The organism is Streptomyces sp. NPDC093544, assembly GCF_040683495.1.
Taxonomy (GTDB): Bacteria; Actinomycetota; Actinomycetes; order Streptomycetales; family Streptomycetaceae; genus Streptomyces.
On the sequence record NZ_JBFBEA010000015.1, the window covers coordinates 1 to 16,967 of the forward strand.

At 69.7% G+C, this 16,967-nt stretch carries 19 protein-coding genes and 1 pseudogene; 10 read left to right on the forward strand and 10 right to left on the reverse strand.

The genetic code is table 11. The features are described from left to right. Positions 1–728 precede the first annotated feature (728 nt). From AB0N66_RS22930 to AB0N66_RS22940, 3 genes are all read left to right on the forward strand, one after another. Positions 729–1,004 carry a hypothetical protein gene (locus AB0N66_RS22930; protein ID WP_365438131.1) on the forward strand — a complete coding sequence of 92 codons (276 nt, stop codon included), beginning with the start codon at positions 729–731 and terminating at the stop codon, positions 1,002–1,004. Continuing rightward, positions 1,001–1,411, forward strand: a complete 411-nt coding sequence (locus tag AB0N66_RS22935; RefSeq protein ID WP_365438134.1) for a PIN domain-containing protein — start codon at positions 1,001–1,003, stop codon at positions 1,409–1,411. The genes AB0N66_RS22930 and AB0N66_RS22935 overlap by 4 nt, the downstream gene beginning before the upstream one ends. Positions 1,412–2,018: 607 nt before the next feature. Beyond that, positions 2,019–2,246, forward strand: coding sequence for a hypothetical protein (locus tag AB0N66_RS22940; RefSeq protein ID WP_365438136.1), 228 nt, complete (start codon positions 2,019–2,021; stop codon positions 2,244–2,246). 117 nt (positions 2,247–2,363) lie between these two features. Here AB0N66_RS22940 and AB0N66_RS22945 read toward each other — a convergent pair whose 3' ends face one another. The 3 genes and pseudogenes from AB0N66_RS22945 to AB0N66_RS22955 form a co-directional block, all read right to left on the reverse strand. Further along, positions 2,364–3,668, reverse strand: coding sequence for a site-specific integrase (locus AB0N66_RS22945; protein ID WP_365438139.1), 1,305 nt, complete (start codon positions 3,666–3,668; stop codon positions 2,364–2,366). After that, complete coding sequence (locus AB0N66_RS22950) at positions 3,668–3,892, reverse strand: helix-turn-helix domain-containing protein (RefSeq protein WP_365438142.1); 225 nt, start codon at positions 3,890–3,892, stop codon at positions 3,668–3,670. The genes AB0N66_RS22945 and AB0N66_RS22950 overlap by 1 nt, the downstream gene beginning before the upstream one ends. Beyond that, positions 3,892–4,614: pseudogene (locus tag AB0N66_RS22955) on the reverse strand (replication initiator); the annotation flags it as partial. The gene AB0N66_RS22950 and the pseudogene AB0N66_RS22955, both read right to left, overlap by 1 nt. A 163-nt stretch (positions 4,615–4,777) precedes the next feature. Here AB0N66_RS22955 and AB0N66_RS22960 point away from each other — a divergent pair. Beyond that, positions 4,778–5,371 carry a histidine phosphatase family protein gene (locus tag AB0N66_RS22960; protein ID WP_365438145.1) on the forward strand — a complete coding sequence of 198 codons (594 nt, stop codon included), beginning with the start codon at positions 4,778–4,780 and terminating at the stop codon, positions 5,369–5,371. Here the strand turns inward: AB0N66_RS22960 and AB0N66_RS22965 are convergent. Both AB0N66_RS22965 and AB0N66_RS22970 read right to left on the reverse strand, forming a co-directional pair. Beyond that, positions 5,353–5,934, reverse strand: a complete 582-nt coding sequence (locus AB0N66_RS22965) for a DUF6314 family protein (RefSeq protein WP_365438148.1) — start codon at positions 5,932–5,934, stop codon at positions 5,353–5,355. The two genes, AB0N66_RS22960 and AB0N66_RS22965, sit on opposite strands and share 19 nt — an antisense overlap. A 98-nt stretch (positions 5,935–6,032) precedes the next feature. Further along, positions 6,033–6,833, reverse strand: a complete 801-nt coding sequence (locus AB0N66_RS22970; protein WP_365438151.1) for a LysR family substrate-binding domain-containing protein — start codon at positions 6,831–6,833, stop codon at positions 6,033–6,035. Positions 6,834–6,966: 133 nt separating this feature from the next. Between AB0N66_RS22970 and AB0N66_RS22975 the strand changes: the two genes are divergently transcribed. After that, positions 6,967–7,371, forward strand: coding sequence for a DUF5997 family protein (locus tag AB0N66_RS22975; RefSeq protein WP_365438154.1), 405 nt, complete (start codon positions 6,967–6,969; stop codon positions 7,369–7,371). Positions 7,372–7,377: 6 nt separating this feature from the next. Here the strand turns inward: AB0N66_RS22975 and AB0N66_RS22980 are convergent, their stop codons facing one another. The 3 genes from AB0N66_RS22980 to AB0N66_RS22990 all read right to left on the reverse strand — a co-directional run bounded on the left by AB0N66_RS22980 (position 7,378) and on the right by AB0N66_RS22990 (position 10,133). After that, positions 7,378–8,013: a class I SAM-dependent methyltransferase gene (locus AB0N66_RS22980; RefSeq protein ID WP_365438157.1), complete on the reverse strand. Its 636-nt coding sequence runs from the start codon at positions 8,011–8,013 to the stop codon at positions 7,378–7,380. Positions 8,014–8,082: 69 nt separating this feature from the next. Next, positions 8,083–8,886: an SAM-dependent methyltransferase gene (locus AB0N66_RS22985; RefSeq protein WP_365438160.1), complete on the reverse strand. Its 804-nt coding sequence runs from the start codon at positions 8,884–8,886 to the stop codon at positions 8,083–8,085. 182 nt (positions 8,887–9,068) lie between these two features. Further along, positions 9,069–10,133, reverse strand: a complete 1,065-nt coding sequence (locus AB0N66_RS22990; RefSeq protein ID WP_365438163.1) for an aldo/keto reductase — start codon at positions 10,131–10,133, stop codon at positions 9,069–9,071. A gap of 283 nt (positions 10,134–10,416) precedes the next feature. Between AB0N66_RS22990 and argC the strand changes: the two genes are divergently transcribed. From argC to AB0N66_RS23015, 5 genes are read left to right on the forward strand one after another with little or no spacing between them, the layout of a single operon-like run. Continuing rightward, the gene (gene argC / locus AB0N66_RS22995; RefSeq protein WP_365438166.1) at positions 10,417–11,445 is read left to right on the forward strand and encodes an N-acetyl-gamma-glutamyl-phosphate reductase; all 1,029 of its coding nucleotides are present in this window, start codon (positions 10,417–10,419) and stop codon (positions 11,443–11,445) included. Beyond that, complete coding sequence (gene argJ / locus AB0N66_RS23000) at positions 11,442–12,620, forward strand: bifunctional glutamate N-acetyltransferase/amino-acid acetyltransferase ArgJ (RefSeq protein WP_365438169.1); 1,179 nt, start codon at positions 11,442–11,444, stop codon at positions 12,618–12,620. Before argC ends, argJ begins: the two co-directional genes overlap by 4 nt. Then, positions 12,617–13,528, forward strand: coding sequence for an acetylglutamate kinase (gene argB / locus AB0N66_RS23005; protein ID WP_365438172.1), 912 nt, complete (start codon positions 12,617–12,619; stop codon positions 13,526–13,528). Before argJ ends, argB begins: the two co-directional genes overlap by 4 nt. Further along, on the forward strand, positions 13,525–14,733 hold the full coding sequence (locus AB0N66_RS23010) for an acetylornithine transaminase (protein ID WP_365438175.1): 1,209 nt from the start codon (positions 13,525–13,527) through the stop codon (positions 14,731–14,733). Before argB ends, AB0N66_RS23010 begins: the two co-directional genes overlap by 4 nt. A 7-nt stretch (positions 14,734–14,740) precedes the next feature. Beyond that, a complete protein-coding gene (locus AB0N66_RS23015; RefSeq protein WP_266467304.1) occupies positions 14,741–15,277 on the forward strand; it encodes an arginine repressor in 537 nt (178 codons plus the stop codon). Between the two features lie 82 nt (positions 15,278–15,359). Here AB0N66_RS23015 and AB0N66_RS23020 read toward each other — a convergent pair whose 3' ends face one another. Together AB0N66_RS23020 and AB0N66_RS23025 are read right to left on the reverse strand one after the other, a co-directional pair. After that, a complete protein-coding gene (locus tag AB0N66_RS23020; RefSeq protein WP_365438629.1) occupies positions 15,360–16,097 on the reverse strand; it encodes an FAD:protein FMN transferase in 738 nt (245 codons plus the stop codon). A gap of 43 nt (positions 16,098–16,140) precedes the next feature. After that, positions 16,141–16,956, reverse strand: coding sequence for an FMN-binding protein (locus AB0N66_RS23025; protein WP_365438179.1), 816 nt, complete (start codon positions 16,954–16,956; stop codon positions 16,141–16,143). Positions 16,957–16,967 lie beyond the last annotated feature (11 nt).

Here is a 16,967-nt window from a genome sequence, read left to right on the forward strand (position 1 = left end):
ACACGCGCCACAACGACGCGCACAGCAAAGCCGATCACGGCCACCGTCAGCCATCAGCTGGGATCGAAGTGTCAAGCATCTACCGGGACCGGACAAGGGCTGGTAAGGGCGGTGCGTTCAGATTTTCTCTACGAGGTTCAAGGCGGGCCCCGCCCGCCAGGGCCTGGCCGCCGTCGCCGACAAGCCCGCCGTTCGCCCGGAAGGTCAGCGCCGCTGCAGGCGGCGAGCCGCACCGGCAGCCGGGGCATGACCCAGGGCTGCGGGAGCGGTAACCAGCCAGCTTGTCGGGCTGACCGGAGTCGGGCTCCTGGCAGAGCAAGTTGTCGCCAACGACCGTCCTACGGCCGGATCGCAGGCACAGGGCCAGCCAGGGGGCCGACCCTTCACGTGCGTCACGCAGGCTCACCGAGGGCGGTGGCCGGCACCGCCTCCAGCGGGGGAGCGATACCCTCAGCGGCCCACCCTCTCGGCGGACCCCTCCCCACCCATCGGCGGCCCCTTCCCCACCCAGCCGCGCTGCCGCACTGGTGGGGGCACCAGCATCGCCCCGACGCCCGAGGATCGCCCTCCCCGGCGAACGGGCGGCCGGGGGAAGTGCCAGAACGGGACGCACGCGGGGACAACGGCCAAGTTCCTGGCAATCCTCGGGCGACTGTCAGCCCGCCAGCGGGGGTGAACCTCTGCCGATCCAGCTGTCCAAGGCCGCAGGGCCGTCCTACACTGCTGGCGTGACCGCTGCATACGACTACGAGGACATGCACCACCTGGTGGACCGGCTCACCCCGACCCAGGTGCGACGCCTGCGCCTGCTCGTCACCCAGGATGAGGAACTGTCCCAGGTTGCCCAGTCGCTGCCGGCAGTCGACGCGAACGAGGGCGGGGAGTCGGTCCCGGCCGGGCTGCTGGCCCTGATCGGCAGCGTGAATGGCCCAGAGGATCTGGCTGAACGGCACGACGACTACATCCGCGAGCGGATGCGCGAGCGCTTCGGCGACTCGGCGTGATCGCCACGGTCCTGGACACCGGACCCCTGGCTGCGGCGTTCAACGCGGCCGACCGGCGTCACCCGGAGTGCGCCTCCCTGCTGGCGTCGCTGACCGGCCGCCGTCTGCTGCCCAGCCCGGTCATGACCGAGGTCTGCTGGCTGCTGGAGCGCTGGCCCAAGGTCGAAGCGGCGTTCCTCAACGAGGTCGCACGCGGAACATTCGAGCTGGTCCACCTCACTCCCACCGACCTGACGCGCGTGGCTGAGCTGGTCCTCCAGTACGCCGACTTCCCGCTCGGCGGGGTCGACGCCTCGGTCATCGCGGTAGCCGAACGCTTCGACGTGGACCGGGTAGCCACCCTCGACCGACGGCACTTCAGCGTCGTCAAGCCCGCCCATGTTCCCGCGCTGACACTCCTGCCGTAGGCCGACCAGCGGTGTATATCTCTGACGGCAGCGCTGACGGCAACAAGCGCGGACGTCAGGGCACAGCCACGGACGCCAGCGAAGCACGAAACCGCCGTTGATCTGCGAAAACGCAGATAGGGAGGGTCTGCGTAGCACACGTACTATGTGCTGGCAGGGGCCACACCCGTACTCGTTCACAACTGCAATGAGTCGATGGACTTCGTGCATGGAACGAGCTCGACCCATGCCGACAACATCGAGGCGAATGGGCTCAGTGGTGATGCGGCTCGCGCGAATTCGAGTGCCGGATCTCTTGGGCAGCCAGGGAACCTGTTTACGTATCGGGTGAGTCCCGGAGATTCGGACACTCTCAGCGCTGCTGCGACATTCGGTGGAAGTCGCACCGCTTCCGGAGATCGCCCAGCCATTCTCATCTTCCGTATGTGTAAGTGCACGTACGATCGATTGACGGCAGAAGGTCATATAACTACACGGGTCACTGACGAGGTGAGCGGGAGGGTTGAGCACATCTTCGGCCCAGGAGCGCTGCCGCACCTGCAGCAGGTCTATCGCAGGAACCTATGAGTGCCGTGTGGCTCTGAAAGTGATAGGTGGTGACGTTCGCATGGTCGATCCCGCAGAGTACGACAAGGACATTCCTCGCGTTCAAGAGCATTTGCGTAAATTTGAACGCGCCTTTGGGAAGGTCCGCGGGACCCACAAGGGGCGCCCGGTGGACGAAATTCGGCAGGCCCTCCTGGAAGAATTCGAATCCGAGGGGTTGATCGTGTGGAGCGAAGTTGCGGATGACGCGGCTTGCCGCATTGCCGAAGAGCAGGCGGATGAGGCGTGAGGTCTCCCGCGCGTAGGCTGCATCAGCTTCGTAAAGTTGTGACAGCAAACCTGAGGCCTTGCAGGTTGTGATTGGTGGGGCTCCAGGGGAGCTTGACGGCAGTAGTTGACGGCAACGTCAGCGGACGAGAGTGGTGGTGGAACACGATTCGTTGCCACAGGGACTGAGCGAGGTGTTGTTCGCCGGGACATCGAGTGCGGTGCCGAGGGAGTCGATGGCCTTGCGCTGGAGGCGGAGTCGGACGTGGGTGTAGACGGTAGCGGTGACGCCGATGTGGGCGTGTCCGAGGAGTTCCTTGATCACGACGAGCTCGACACCCTGTTCCAGGAGGAGGGTGGCGGTTGAGTGCCGCAGGTCATGGAAGCGGATGCGGCGGACACCGGCCTTGCGGAGCAGCAAGGTGAAGGTTCGGGTGAGGGTTGTCGGGTCGATCGCGCTTCCCTGCGGGGTGGTGAACACGTACCCGCTGTGCTGCCACTCGGTGCTTGCGGTGTCACGCTCGCGCTGCTGCGCCTCGTGGTGGAGTCTCAGCGACGGGAGGCAGCGAGCGGGGAGGGCGATGCGGCGCTCGGAGGCCCGAGTCTTTGTGGGCAACGCAGTGAGCCCGCCTGCGTTGGTGCGCTGCAATGTGCGGCGGATGGCAGCCGTGCCAGCGTCGAGGTCGAGGTCTTCCCAATGGAGGCCGAGGAGTTCGCCCTTGCGGAGTCCGGTGTGGAGTGCGAGTTCGAACAGGGCATGCAGCCGGTGTCCGCGCGCGGCGGTGAGGAGCCGGCGGGCTTCAACTGCCGTGAGCGGTTCGAACCGACGGGGGCGTGGTGTGCCGGTGCGGACGTTGCGGGCGACGTTACGGGTGATCTCCTCTTCGCGGACGGCGTGCTCCAGGGCGGACTTGAGGACGTAGTGGATGTACGCCAGCGTCAGCGGGGAGAGCCGCTTGGAGCAGCAGGTTCCCGAAGCGCAGCAACGGGATTGATCGCGGCGGGTGTCGATGCCGCGTGCGCAGCACTGGCAGGTGGTGCGGAGCTGGTTGAGCCAGGTGCGGACGTCTTTGGCGGTGAGCTTGGCGAGCTTCTTCTTGCCCAGGCCGGGGATGAGGTGTTGGTGGACGCAGGTGGTGTATCGGGTGTGGGTGTTCTCGCGGAGCTGGTGGACGGCGACGTTCTCCAGCCAGTACGTCAGGTAGGCGCTGACGCTGCCCTGCGCGGACGGCACGGGGACGCCGCGGTTGCTGGTGGCGATCTTCTCGGTGAGCTTGGCCAAGGCTTCCTTGCGGGTAGTGCCGTAGACGCGAACGCGCTTGCGGGTGTTGCCGGGGGCGAGGCCGTAGCCGGCGGCTTCCCAGCGTCCGTCTTTGCGCTGGTAGACGGTCCCGTCGCCGTTGGCGCGGACGCGGCGGGAGGCGGTGTCGCGGGGCGTGGTCATCAGGCGGCTTCCTGGTCGAGTCGGGCGCGGATGAAGTCGGCAAGGGCGCTGGTGGGGATGCGGCGGGCGCGGCCGAGAGTGATCGAGGCGAGTTGCTGGGTACGGAGCAGGTCGTAGACGGCTGAGCGGCCGAGCTGGAGGCAGGCCATGACTTGGGGGACCGTCAGCAGTTCCTGCGTCCCGCCTGGCCCGTGGTTGAGCGCGGTGGGCTGGTGGACGGGCATCAGCAGCCGCCTTCCGCCGCGAACTGCCGTTCCAGTTCCCTGCGGTGCCAGGTGGCGGCAGCGAGGAGTCCAGCGCCGGGGCTGTAGCCCGAGCCTTGGTAGGTCAAGTGGCCGATGACGAGGGTGGTCGTCGGGTCAAGGTCGGAAAGGCCGGCGTGGGCACGGGCCTGCTCGGTGCGCCAGGCGCGGCGGGCGTCGCGCAGCGCGCCTAGGGTGACTGAATAGCAGCGGGACTTGGTGGAGAAGTGGCCGCGGAAGCCGAGCATGTGCGCCCACTTCCAGAGCTTGAGTCCGGTGAATTCCGGCAGGCGGCCCAGGTCCCAGCAGGTGCGGATCATCTGCCGCACGTGCCGGGCGATGGCGAGCCGGGTCAGCGGCCGGGCCTGCCCGGTGCCGTCGCAGGCGGTGCACGGGAGCGGGGTGCCGTGGGGCAGGAGGGTGGCGCCGCGTCCCTGGCAGGGGCGGCAGAACAGGGCGCGGTCGAGGGTGCCGGAGGCGTCGGCGGACTTGGTGGCGTACTTGGCGACGTAGGCGGCCACGGCCTGGTCGGTGAATTCGGCGTCGGTGCCGAAGGCGGCGATCTCGCGGACGTCGAGCTGTTCGCCCCAGGCGAGTTCGCGTTCCCCGACCGCGTCCGAGGTGACCGTTACGCGGACCCGGTCGGCGGCGGCGCGTACGGCGTCGGTGAGCTTGGCGACGGTGGCGTAGGGCGGCGGGGGCTGGTGGGCAGCGCGTTTTCCTCTGACTGCCTCCGCTCGCCTCTGCAACCCGTCCTAGCAGGTCACAGCCGTTTCGGCCCTCATAAGCCCAGTTCGGAGAGGTGCGGCAGAAGTACCCTGCGTAACCCCTCTTGACCTGCGGAGTTCCGCGTTCCACGATCTCGGCATGCATGTTCGGGTCACGTTCGTCGCCGCTGCGCGCAGCTCCTCGCTGCTCGCGGAACGCTTCGAGGACGACCGGCCGCTGGACCAGGCGGGCTGGGCGGAGGTGCAGCGTGCCGCCCAAGAGTTGGTGCCGCTGGCCGTGGCCGAGCTGCGCTACTGCGCGCCGACGCCGCGCAGTCGGGCCACCGGGGACGCACTCGGCTACGCGCCGCTCGTCCAGCTCGCCCTGCGCGACTGCGACATGGGCCGGTGGCGGGGTCTCACGCTCGGCGAGGCGATGGCCCGCGAGCCCGAGGCCGTCGACGGCTGGCTCGCCGACCCGCGCTCCACGCCCCACGGCGGTGAGTCGCTGCTGTCGTTCATCGCCCGCGTCGGCCACTGGCTCGACACCCGGCCCGCCGACGACGGCGGCCGTATCGTCGCCGTGGCCGAACCGTCCGTGGTCCGCGCCGCCGTCGTCTACGCCCTGAAGGCGTCGCCCTCGACGTACTGGAACGTGGACGTCCGTCCCCTGTCGACGATCACCGTCACGGGCAGCGCGGGGCGCTGGAACCTGCGCTTCGAAGGGGCGGTCTCTCAGTCTTCGCGCCTGTAGTCGGTGTCCTGGCGCGTGCGGCACGCCTCGTCGCGTGTGTAGTCCGTCGTGAGTACGAGGTCCTTCGCGGGGCCCGCCACGCGCCACACGGTCCGCCAGTGGTGCTCGTCGCGGACGGTGAACTCGCCCCGGTAGAGGTCCGCCGAGCAGGGGTGGTCGGCGACGTACCGCCCCGAGGTCAGGTCCAGGTCGTGGAAGGGGCGGCCGTCGGAGAACCGTACGTCCGCGGTGCTTGGGCCTTGCCCCGGCAGGAACCGCAGTGTCCGCTCGGCCGGCCGGGGCGTGCCCTGCCATACGAAGGTGCCGGACTCGTGGTGCAGAAGACCGGCGGCCTCCAGCGGTCCGAGGCCGGCGTCCTCCAGCGGCCCGAAACCGACGGCCTCCTGCGGTCTGGAACCGGTGTCGTCCAGTGGTCCGAAACCGGTGCTCTCCAGCGGTCCGAAAACCGCCGTCCCCGTGAAGTGCCCTTCGGAGCCGCTCGCCAGATCCCGCACCGTGCGTTCCACCCGCCAGCTCCCTGCCAGGTACGCCAGCACGTCGTCCACTGGCCAGAACTCGCCCATCCTGTCCCGCCTATCCCCGCCTATCCCCGCCTATCCCCGCCTATCCCCGCCTATACCCGCCTGTCTCCGTCTGTTCCGCTTTCCGTCCTTTCCGGGCTCTAGGAACGGCCGCGGGGCTTTCCGCGCTTGCCGCCCCTGGTGCCTCCGGAGCCGCCGCTCCGGGGGCTCTTGCCCGACGACTTGCCTGTCGCCTTGCCGGCGGCGGGCTTTCGCCGTGCGCCGCCGCCGGTGTCGGGGCGCTTGGGCTTGGCCTTCGCGTCGGCCGGGGTGGACGCAGGGGATGTGGGGGTACGTCCGCGGGTGCTGTTGACCGTGCGCCCGCGGACGATCCCGATGAAGTTCTCCACCAGGTCGGTGGTCTTCTCCTCCGGCCACGAGAGGGCGACGCGCGACTCGGGGGCGTCCGTGACGGGGCGGTAGGCGAGGTCCTTGCGGTGGTGCAGGCGGGCCAGCGACTGGGGGAGGACCAGGACCCCGATGCCGGCCGCCACCAGTTCGACGGCGTCCTCCGTCGTGGCGGGGCGCTCGATCGCCGGCTGCCCGGGCAGCCGCTCCCAGCCGAGGGTGTCGTCGAGGGGATGCAGCACGATGTCGTCGGCGAGATCGTCCGTGGACACCTCGTCCACCGCTGTCACGACGTGGTCCTTGGGGACCAGGACCACCGTGGTCTCGGTGTAGAGCGGGATCGCGCTGAGGTCCGTACGGTCGACCGGCAACCGTACGAAACCGGCGTCGGCGCCACCGTCCCGCAGAACGTCGAACGCCTCCGCGGCGGACACCGCGACGAGCGTCAGGGGTACGTCGGGCAGTCGCTCGTTCCAGATCCGCACCCATTTCGCGGGCGTCACCCCCGGGACGTACGCGAGCCTGAACGACGGGGATGCTTCGGTGCCAGTCACTTCGCCAGGTTACCGGCCGTGTCCCGGGGGCAGGGCACTGCGGTGCGTCCCCTGTGGCAGGCGGCACCGCCCCAGGGGGCGCACGCGGGCGTGCTGGTCGGAGCCGGTCCATACGCTCGTTACCCTTGACACCATGACGCCGCAGCAGAACACCCAGACGATGAAGCCCGCGACCGCGGCGAAGAAGCTGGGTGTGTACCTCGAGGCCACCCCCGCCGAGTTCCAGGAGGGTGTCGTCTCGCGTGCCGAGCTGGTAGCGCTGCAGGCCGAACCGCCCCAGTGGCTGCTCGAACTGCGGAACAACGGCCCGCACCCCCGCCCGGTCGTCGCCGCCAAGCTGGGCGTCTCCATCGCCGGGCTCGCGCGCGGCGGGGTCACCGAGGCCCTCACCACGGAGCAGATCGAGGCGCTGAAGACGGACGGCCCCGAATGGCTGCTGCGCGAGCGCTCCACCCAGGCCGAGGTCCGCAAGGAAGCGGAGCGCATCAAGGACAAGAAGGCCGACGAAGCCGCTCAGTCCCGGGGTGCGCGTTCCTGATCCCGCTCAGCGTGGCGTCGGGGGCTCGGCCACACCGACGATGAAGTCACCGAGCTGCCCGACATCGGCGGACCAGCCCAGCGCTGCGAGCTCGCCGGTGAGAGCCGAGGGCTCGTGGTAGATCTTCACGATCCGGTACCCCCGGCCGTCGTCGAGGCTGCGCACCTCCGAGGTGACGCCCTCCAGGGCGTGCTCGGCGCCCTCGGCGACGAAGACGGCTCTGCCGTGCGGGGCGAGCGCGGCGGCGACCGTCTCCCAGAACTCCCCGAGGCGGGACGCCGGGACATGGGAGAGCCAGAAGGCGAAGAACACGGTGTCGCGGCGGAGCTCCGGCCGCCGCGCGAACACATCGGCCCGGACGAACTCCACGTTCGGTGACCCGGCACGCTCACGCGCGATGCCCAGCACCTCCGGCGCCGAGTCGACGGCGGTCACCGAGCGCGCCCGCGCGGCCGGCGCGCCGGTCCACTGACCCGTACCGCAGGCCAGCTCCAGCACGTCCCCGGCGATGGGGAGACCGTCGAACTCGGACATCAGCTCCCGCAGGCCCGCGCGCTCGGCGTAGACCCGGTCGTACTCGAAGGCGCGGGCCCGGTAGTAGGCAATCTGCTCCGCCAGAAGGGCATCGTCAGAAATTGTCATGAGACCGACGGTGGTTGAGGCACCGACAGACCGAGGGTGAGATGTCACAGGCCCTGCGGACCGGGTGGTTCAGCCGGTCTTGCGAGCCACGCCGCCGTAGAAGCCGATCTCGGCGGAGCGGGCCGGCGGCTCGGTGTCGGGGCGCCAGAAGGGGGCCTGGGCCAGGCCGGGCTCGATCAGTTCGAAGCCGTCGAAGAACCGCTCGACCTCGGCGTGGGAGCGCAGGTTCAGTGTGGCGGTGGCCCTGTTGTAGACGGCTCGGGCGGCGGCGCGGTCGGCGAAGTCGCCCGTGGCGTGCGAGAGCACCAAAAAGCTGCCGGCCGGCAGCGCGTCGCGCAGGGTGGCGACGATCTGACCGGGCTTCTCCGCGTCGGTGAGGAAGTGGAGGATGGCGACGAGGACCAGGGCGACCGGCTCGTCGAAGTCGATGACCCGGCGGACGTCGGGGTGGTCCACGATGGCCCGTGGGTCGCGCAGGTCGCTGAGTACGACGCTGGTGCCGCCCTCGCGGCCGAGCAGAGCGTCGGCGTGCGCCTTCACTATCGGATCGTTGTCCACGTACGCGACGCGCACGTCCGGGGCCACCTCCCGGGCCGTCTCGTGCACGTTCGGCGGGGTGGGCAGCCCGGTGCCGATGTCGAGGATCTGGCGGACACCACTGCTGACGACGAAACGGACCGCGCGCTGTAGGAAGGCGCGGTTGGCCCGTACGCCGATCCGCGCCTCGGGTGCCGCGGCGACGAGTTCGTCGGCGGCCCGTTGGTCCACCTCGTAGTTGTCCTTGCCGCCCAGCAGATAGTCGTAGATCCGCGCAGGATGCGGCCTACTGGTGTCTATCTCTGTCTCCTCGGCACGGAAGCCGTCCTGCCTCACCCTGCGCTCCTCTCGACGCCCGCCGCGGTCCCCTTGCCCGCGAGCGGCTGACGACAGCTTCCCATATCAACTGGCGTGCCCGTGCCTGCAGTTACCGGCACCAGCGAGGCGGCACCTGAGGTGCGCCCAGCCAGCGCACATCAACGGTCAGCGCGGGGAGCGTCGGGCCCGTACCCCCGAAGTCAGGACCGCTTGAAAGCCGAAGAGGTGACTCCGTTGATGATGGTGTCGCCTTGCTGGTAGCCGATGCCGACCTCGTCCGTGAAGGGATGGGGATAGTTGAGGGACGGGGCGGTGAGGTCGTCGAGCTCGGCGAGGTGGGCCTCGTCCAGGGTTACTTCCGCTGAGGCGAGGTTGTCCTCCAGCTGCGCGAGAGTGCGGGCCCCGACGAGCACGGAGGTGACGGGCCGCTGCTGGCGCACCCAGGCCAGGGATGCCCGGGCGACGGTGGTGTCGAGGTCCCGGGCGATGCGCTCCAGGGCGTCCAGAAGGACGTAGGTGTTCTCCGTCAGGAGGGGCGCGGTGTATCCGGTTCGCCCGGAGTCGGTGTGCGGCCCACTGGTACGGGAGTACTTGCCCGAAAGGACCCCGGAGGCCAGCGGGCTCCAGGGCGTGACGCCCAGGCCGAAGGCGCGGGCGGCGCCGAACTGTTCGCCCTCGGCGGTCCGTGCGAGCAGCGAGTACTCCACCTGGACGGCCGCGATGTTTTCCCAGCCACGCAGCTGCGCGGTCGTCGCGGCCTGGGCAACCCACCAGGCGGGGGTGTTGGACAGACCGATACTGCGGATCCTGCCTGCACGGACGAGGTCGTTGAGTGTGGAGAGGGTCTCCTCCAGAGGGGTGTGCCGGTCCCATTGGTGCATCCAGTACACGTCGATGTAGTCGGTGTTCAACCGCCGCAGGGAAGCGTCCAGCTGCGCGAGGACGGCTTTGCGTCCGGCGCCGCCGGCGTTCGGGTCATCGGGGTGCAGGGTGCCGCCGAACTTCGTCGCGAGCACGATGCGGTCGCGGACGCCGGGGCGCTGTGCGAAGTACGCGCCGAGGGTGGTCTCCGACGCCCCGCCGTTGTACTGGTTGGCGGTGTCGATGAAGTTGCCGCCCTCCTCCAGGTAGCGGTCGACGATGGAGAAGGACGTCTCCTGTGCCGAACCCCAGCTGCCGTCGTCGAAAGTCATCGTGCCCAGGGCCAGGGGGCTCACCCTCAGCCCGGTGCGGCCGAGCGTGAAGTACGTGCTCAACATGGTCATGCTGTGCCATCTCCTCTGCTTGGGGCGGGCGGGCCGGTGGCCTGCCCAGAGCAGCTTCGGCCCCGCGCGAGCGCCTAGGAAGGCCCCGCCTTCCTAGGTGTCGCGCCCCTAGGAAGGCGGATCGGCCTTCCCGGCAGTCTGATCCGAATGGGACGATCGGTCCGGTCCGGGCCACTCCCCGGTTTAGGGCCTGGGTGCTTCATGTCGAAATGGCGAAGCCATAGAGCCGATTGCATAAACGTGCATCGAAACGTATAGTCATGCCATCGAGGAGGAGGGTTCCATGGCGGTACGTGCGGCGGTGGCGGGAGCGAGTGGGTATGCGGGCGGGGAACTGCTGCGGCTGCTCCTGGTGCACCCCGAGGTCGAGATCGGTGCTCTGACCGGCAACTCCAACGCGGGCCAGCGCCTGGGCGCGCTCCAGCCGCATCTGCTGCCGCTCGCCGGTCGTGTCCTTGAGGAGACGACCGCCGAAGTGCTCGCCGGCCACGACATCGTGTTCCTCGCGCTGCCGCACGGGCAGTCCGCCGCTGTCGCCGAGCGGCTCGGCCCGGAAGTCCTCGTTGTGGACATGGGCGCCGACTTCCGGCTGAAGGACCCGGCCGACTGGGAGAGGTTCTACGGCTCCGCGCACGCCGGGACCTGGCCGTACGGCCTCCCTGAGCTGCCGGGTGCCCGCGCCGCGCTGGAGGGGTCCAAGCGCATCGCGGTGCCCGGTTGCTACCCGACGGCCGCCTCCCTGGCGCTCTTCCCGGCGTATGCGGCCGGCCTCGCGGAGAACGAGGCCGTGATCGTCGCCGCCTCCGGGACCTCGGGCGCCGGCAAGGCGCCCAAGGCGCACCTCCTCGGCAGCGAGGTGATGGGCTCCATGACCCCGTACGGCGTCGGCGGCGGTCACCGGCACACCCCCGAGATCATCCAGAACCTCGGCGCCGCCGCGGGTGAGCCCGTCACCGTCTCCTTCACGCCGACCCTCGCCCCGATGCCGCGCGGCATCCTCGCCACGTGCAGCGCCAAGGCCAAGGCCGGCGTCACCGCGGAGTCCGTACGGGCCGTATACGAGAAGGCGTACGCGGACGAGCCGTTCGTGCACCTGCTGCCGGAGGGGCAGTGGCCCGCGACGGCGTCTGTCCACGGTTCCAACGCCGTTCAGGTACAGGTCGCCCTCGACGCCGCCGCGCACCGCATCATCGCGATCAGCGCCATCGACAACCTGACCAAGGGCACCGCGGGCGGTGCCGTCCAGAGCATGAACATCGCCCTCGGGCTTCCCGAGGATCTGGGTCTTTCCACGATCGGAGTCGCACCGTGAGTGTCACCGCTGCCAAGGGCTTCACCGCCTCCGGCATCGCAGCAGGCATCAAGGAGAGCGGAAACCCGGACCTGGCCCTCGTGGTCAACAACGGGCCCCGTCTGGCCGCCGCGGGCGTCTTCACCTCCAACCGGGTGAAGGCCGCGCCGGTGCTGTGGTCCGAACAGGTACTGAAGAGCGGGCAGTTGACCGCCGTCGTACTCAACTCCGGTGGAGCCAACGCCTGTACGGGCCCGCAGGGCTTCCAGGACACCCACGCCACGGCGGAGAAGGTGGCCGAGTCCCTCAACAGCGCTGGGCTCGACGAAACCGGCGGCCACGCCCCGGGGATGATCGCCGTGTGTTCCACCGGCTTGATCGGTCTGCTCCTGCCGATGGACAAGCTGCTGCGGGGCGTCGACAAGGCCGTCGCCCAACTCGGCCCGCACGGCGGCGAGAAAGCCGCCATCGCCATCAAGACCACCGACAGCGTCCACAAGACCTCCTTGGTCACCGGCGACGGCTGGACCGTCGGCGGGATGGCCAAGGGTGCCGGCATGCTCGCGCCCGGCCTCGCCACCATGCTCGTGGTCCTGACGACGGACGCCGACGTCGAGAGCGACGTACTGGACCAGGCCCTGCGCGCCGCCACCCGCACCACCTTTGACCGCGTCGACTCCGACGGCTGCATGTCGACCAACGACACCGTGCTGCTGCTCGCCTCCGGGGCGTCCGAAGTCACCCCGGAACAGGGCGAGTTCGCGGAGGCCGTCCGGAAGGTCTGCGACGACCTCGGCCAGCAGCTCATCCGGGACGCCGAGGGTGCGAGCAAGGACATCAAGGTCGAGGTCGTGAACGCCGCGACCGAGGACGACGCCGTCGAGGTGGGCCGCTCCATCGCCCGCAACAACCTCCTCAAGTGCGCTATCCACGGCGAGGACCCCAACTGGGGCCGCGTGCTCTCGGCGATCGGCACCACGAAAGCCGCCTTCGAGCCCGACCAGCTCAACGTTGCCATCAACGGCGTCTGGGTCTGCAAGAACGGTGGCGTGGGCGAGGATCGCGACCTCGTCGACATGCGTTACCGCGAGGTGCACATCGTCGCCGACCTCGCCGCCGGCGACGAGACCGCCACGATCTGGACCAACGACCTCACCGCGGACTACGTCCACGAGAACAGCGCCTACAGCTCATGAGCAATATGACGCGGAAACACACCGCACTTCCCAAGGCCCAGATCCTCATCGAGGCGCTGCCCTGGCTGACCCGGCACCGCGGCAAGACCGTCGTCGTCAAGTTCGGCGGCAACGCCATGATCGACGAGGACCTGAAGGCCGCCTTCGCACAGGACATCGTCTTCCTGCACCACGCCGGCCTCAAGCCCGTGGTCGTGCACGGCGGCGGCCCGCAGATCAGCGCCGCCCTCGACAAGCACGGCATCGTGAGCGAGTTCAAGGCGGGCCTGCGGGTCACGACCGAGGACGCCATGGACGTCGTACGCATGGTGCTGGCGGGACAGGTGCAGCGTGAGCTGGTCGGGCTGCTGAACCAGCACGGGCCGCTCGCCGTCGGCATGACCGGCGAGGACGCGCACACCATCACGGCCACCAAGCATCTGCCCGAGATCGACGGCGAGTTGGTCGACATCGGCCGGGTCGGCGAGATCACCGCGATCGACACAGGTGCCATCGAGGCGCTGCTCTCCGACGGCCGTATCCCGGTCGTCTCCTCGATCGCCCGCTCCCAGGACGACGGACATGTCTACAACGTCAATGCTGATACGGCGGCTGCGGCACTCGCTGCGGCGCTGGGTGCCGAAACCCTGATGGTCCTCACCGACGTCGAGGGACTCTACGAGGACTGGCCCAACAGCGACGAGGTGATCAGCCGCCTCACCGCCACCCAGCTGGAGAAGCTGCTGCCCGACCTGGCCAGCGGCATGGTGCCGAAGATGGAGGGCTGCCTGCACGCCGTACGCAACGGTGTCACCACGGCCCGGGTCATCGACGGCAGGGTCCAGCACTCGATCCTGCTGGAGATCTTCACCGACGAGGGGATCGGCACGATGGTCGTGCCGGACGAGACGACCGAGGGGGACGCGTGACCGGGACCGCGACCAACGCAGAGCTCACTGAACGCTGGCAGGGCTCGCTGATGGACAACTACGGCACCCCGCGGCTGCCCCTCGTGCGCGGCGAGGGCACCCGGCTGTGGGACGCCGACGGCAAGGAGTACCTCGACTTCGTCGGCGGCATCGCGGTCAACGCGCTCGGCCACGCCCACCCGGCGATCGTCGAGGCGGTCAGCAAGCAGATCGGCTCGCTCGGCCATGTCTCCAACCTGTTCGTCGCCGAGCCGCCCGTCGCGCTCGCCGAACGGCTGCTCCAGCTTTTCGGGCGGGACGGCCGGGTGTACTTCTGCAACTCGGGCGCCGAGGCCGTCGAGGGCGCCTTCAAGATCGGACGGCTGACCGGCCGTAAGCACATGGTGGCGACCCACGGCGGTTTCCACGGCCGGACCATGGGCGCTCTCGCGCTCACCGGCCAGCCCGGCAAGCGGGACCCGTTCCTGCCGCTGCCCGGTGACGTCACCCATGTCCCGTACGGCGACCCGCAGGCCCTCGCCGCAGCGGTCACCGAGGACACCGCACTGGTGATCATCGAGCCGGTGCAGGGCGAGAACGGCGTGGTCGTGCCCCCGGTCGGCTATCTGAAGGCCGCCCGCGCGATCACCGCCGCGACCGGCGCGCTCCTCGTCCTGGACGAGGTGCAGACCGGAATCGGCCGGACCGGACACTGGTTCGAGTACCAGGCGCACGAGGGCGTCCTGCCCGACGTCGTCACGCTGGCGAAGGGCCTCGGCGGCGGCCTGCCGCTCGGCGCGACCGTCGCCTTCGGCCGGGCCGCCGAGCTGCTGAAGCCGGGCCACCACGGCACGACCTTCGGCGGCAACCCGGTCGTCTGCGCCGCCGGACTCGCCGTACTCGACACGATCGCGTCCGAGGGACTCCTCGACAACGTGAAGCGCACGAGCGAGAAACTGCGGGACGGAATCGAGTCACTCGGGAATCCGTTGATCGACCATGTCCGGGGTGCGGGCCTGCTCCTGGGTATCGTGCTCACCGAGCCGCTCGCACCGCAGGTGCAACAGGCGGCTCAGGACGCCGGTCTCCTGGTCAACGCGCCCGCCCCCGATGTCGTACGGCTGATGCCGCCGCTGAACCTCGGCGATGACGAAGTGGACGCGTTTCTCCAGGCTTTGCCTGGTGTCCTTGACGTGGTCAACGGGGAAGGACGATCCGGGGAATGAGACGACGATGAGTCAGGCGCAGGACCACGAGCACGCAGGGCCTGCCGTACCGCAGACCCGCACCGCACGTCACCGCCGGATCGTGGACATCCTCAACCGGCAACCGGTGCGTTCGCAGAGCCAGTTGGCGAAGCTGCTCGCCGACGACGGGCTGAACGTCACACAGGCGACGCTCTCCCGGGATCTGGACGAGCTGAACGCGGTGAAGATCCGCAACAACGACGGCGACCTCATCTACGCGGTACCGAGCGAGGGCGGCTTCCGTACGCCGCGCGCGCCGCTGGGGGAGTCGGCGAAGGAGGAGCGGATGCGGAGGCTGTCCGCGGAGTTGCTGATCTCCGCGGAGGCTTCCGCGAACCTCGTGGTGCTGCGTACCCCTCCGGGGGCGGCGCAGTTCCTTGCCTCGGCCATCGACCAGGCCGAGCTGCAGGACATTCTCGGCACGATCGCCGGGGACGACACGTTGCTGCTGATCAGCCGGGAGCCTGCCGGGGGGCAGGCGCTGGCCGATCATCTTTTGCGGTTGGCTCAGAACACCCATTGAGGTGTACGGGAATGGAGGCGCGGCCCGGTTCTCGGGGCCGCGCCTGATCGTGTTTCCCCGCGCCCCTGACGGGGCGCTCCAGTCACCCGAGTCGTTGAGCGAGCCCGCCCGTACACCTGACCTCGTCCCCCGCCGTGATGAGCAGGGCCTCCACGTCCGGGAGTGACTCCAGCCAGTCCAGCGCCTGCCGGGAGCCCATCGCGAAGGCCGCCGTCGCCCAGGCGTCCGCCCAGGTCAGGCTGGGGCCCACCACGGTCACGGCGACCAGGTCGGTGACCGCGGACTTGCCTGTGCGCGGGTCGACGATGTGCGCGCCGCGCTCGGCGGTGCCGGAGGTGGCCACGGCCAGTTCGTCGGCGCCTGCGGCGGAGACCACGGCCGCGAGGGAACCCGGGCGGAGCGGATCCGCCACGCCGACCCGCCACGGCCGCTGCGGTCCGGGCACGCCGCACAGCTGGACGTCGCCGCCGCCGTTCACGCTGACCCCGCTCGCCCCGGCCGCGGCGAGGAGCCGTGCCACGCGCTCGGTCGACCAGCCCTTCACCAGACCCGTCGGGTCCAGCTGTCCCTCGTACCTCGTGCTGAACCAGCCCTCGCTCAGCCGCTCGGCCTCGGCGCACAGGTCGAGCACCTCGGCGACCTCCGGATCGCATTCGGCGACCGTCAGCTCGCCGCGTGCGAGACGCGAGATCTGGCTGTCCTGGCGGTAGGTGCTGAACACCTGGTCCACCCGGTGGAGTTGGGCGACCGCCGCCTCCAACGCGGCCTGGACGGCGGCTGGTTCACCGCCGCGCACGTCGAACGAGAAGACGGTGCCCATGACCTCCTCGACGTGGCGCAGCGCCGGCAGGGCCTCCGCCGGGTCAGGCACCGGCCTTGTCCAGTGCGGACTGGAGGGACTTCTTGTATCCGGCGCTGGTGTAGGTGGCTCCGGAGACGGCGTCGATGTCGGCGCTTTGGGTGGCTGCGGCCGCTTGGTTGAGCTGCGGTACGGCATTGCTGGTCACCTCCGTGCTCTGTCCCCCGCTGGGTGCCTGGATGGCCTCGGCCTTGGAGATCGAGGTGCCGTTCAGGGTGAGGCGGACCTGGACGGGTCCGTACTGGGTCTGGACGACGTCGCCGTCGACGGTCTGGCCGTCGGTGGCGGGCGCCGCGGCTGCCGCGGACGACGCGGCCGGCTGGGACGGCGATGCCGCCGGCTCGGCCGGTGCGCTCTTGGCGGCCTGGTCGATGGCCGACTGGAGGGACTTCTTGTATCCGGCGCTGGTGTAGGTGGCTCCGGAGACGGCGTCGATGTCGGCGGTGCCCGTGGCGACGGCCGCCTGGTTGAGTTTCGGTACGGCGTTCTCGGTGACCGTGGTGCTCTGTCCGCCGCTGGGTGCCTGGACCGCCTCGGCCTTGGTGATCTTGTCGCCGTTGAGGGTGAGACGGACCTGGACGGGCCCGTACTGGGTGTCGGCCACGCTTCCGGTGACCGTACGGGCGCCGGAGGACGACTGGTCCGAGCTGCCGCCCTGCGGCGACTCCTGCCCGGCCGCTGTCGCCTGGGCTGCCGCTCCGCCCTGCGCCGAAGCGGAGGCCGGGTCGGACCCGGGCTTCAGGGACAGCAGCAGGACGATCCCGGACACGGTGGCGGCGGTGGCGAGCACGACACGCCTGAGGGGGTGGCTCTTCTTCATCGCTCCTGACT

What these genes read in the sequence shown, in the direction of transcription:
- AB0N66_RS23015 (WP_266467304.1), top strand. Translation starts at nt 14,741, where the DNA reads ATGAGTCAGGCGCAGGACCACGAGCACGCAGGGCCTGCCGTACCGCAG.
- AB0N66_RS22975 (WP_365438154.1), top strand. Translation starts at nt 6,967, where the DNA reads ATGACGCCGCAGCAGAACACCCAGACGATGAAGCCCGCGACCGCGGCG.
- AB0N66_RS22960 (WP_365438145.1), top strand. Translation starts at nt 4,778, where the DNA reads ATGCATGTTCGGGTCACGTTCGTCGCCGCTGCGCGCAGCTCCTCGCTG.
- argC (WP_365438166.1), top strand. Translation starts at nt 10,417, where the DNA reads ATGGCGGTACGTGCGGCGGTGGCGGGAGCGAGTGGGTATGCGGGCGGG.
- AB0N66_RS22950 (WP_365438142.1), bottom strand. Translation starts at nt 3,892, where the DNA reads ATGCCCGTCCACCAGCCCACCGCGCTCAACCACGGGCCAGGCGGGACG.
- AB0N66_RS22990 (WP_365438163.1), bottom strand. Translation starts at nt 10,133, where the DNA reads ATGACCATGTTGAGCACGTACTTCACGCTCGGCCGCACCGGGCTGAGG.
- argB (WP_365438172.1), top strand. Translation starts at nt 12,617, where the DNA reads ATGAGCAATATGACGCGGAAACACACCGCACTTCCCAAGGCCCAGATC.
- AB0N66_RS22945 (WP_365438139.1), bottom strand. Translation starts at nt 3,668, where the DNA reads ATGACCACGCCCCGCGACACCGCCTCCCGCCGCGTCCGCGCCAACGGC.
- AB0N66_RS23020 (WP_365438629.1), bottom strand. Translation starts at nt 16,097, where the DNA reads ATGGGCACCGTCTTCTCGTTCGACGTGCGCGGCGGTGAACCAGCCGCC.
- AB0N66_RS23025 (WP_365438179.1), bottom strand. Translation starts at nt 16,956, where the DNA reads ATGAAGAAGAGCCACCCCCTCAGGCGTGTCGTGCTCGCCACCGCCGCC.
- AB0N66_RS22940 (WP_365438136.1), top strand. Translation starts at nt 2,019, where the DNA reads ATGGTCGATCCCGCAGAGTACGACAAGGACATTCCTCGCGTTCAAGAG.
- AB0N66_RS22980 (WP_365438157.1), bottom strand. Translation starts at nt 8,013, where the DNA reads ATGACAATTTCTGACGATGCCCTTCTGGCGGAGCAGATTGCCTACTAC.
- AB0N66_RS22965 (WP_365438148.1), bottom strand. Translation starts at nt 5,934, where the DNA reads ATGGGCGAGTTCTGGCCAGTGGACGACGTGCTGGCGTACCTGGCAGGG.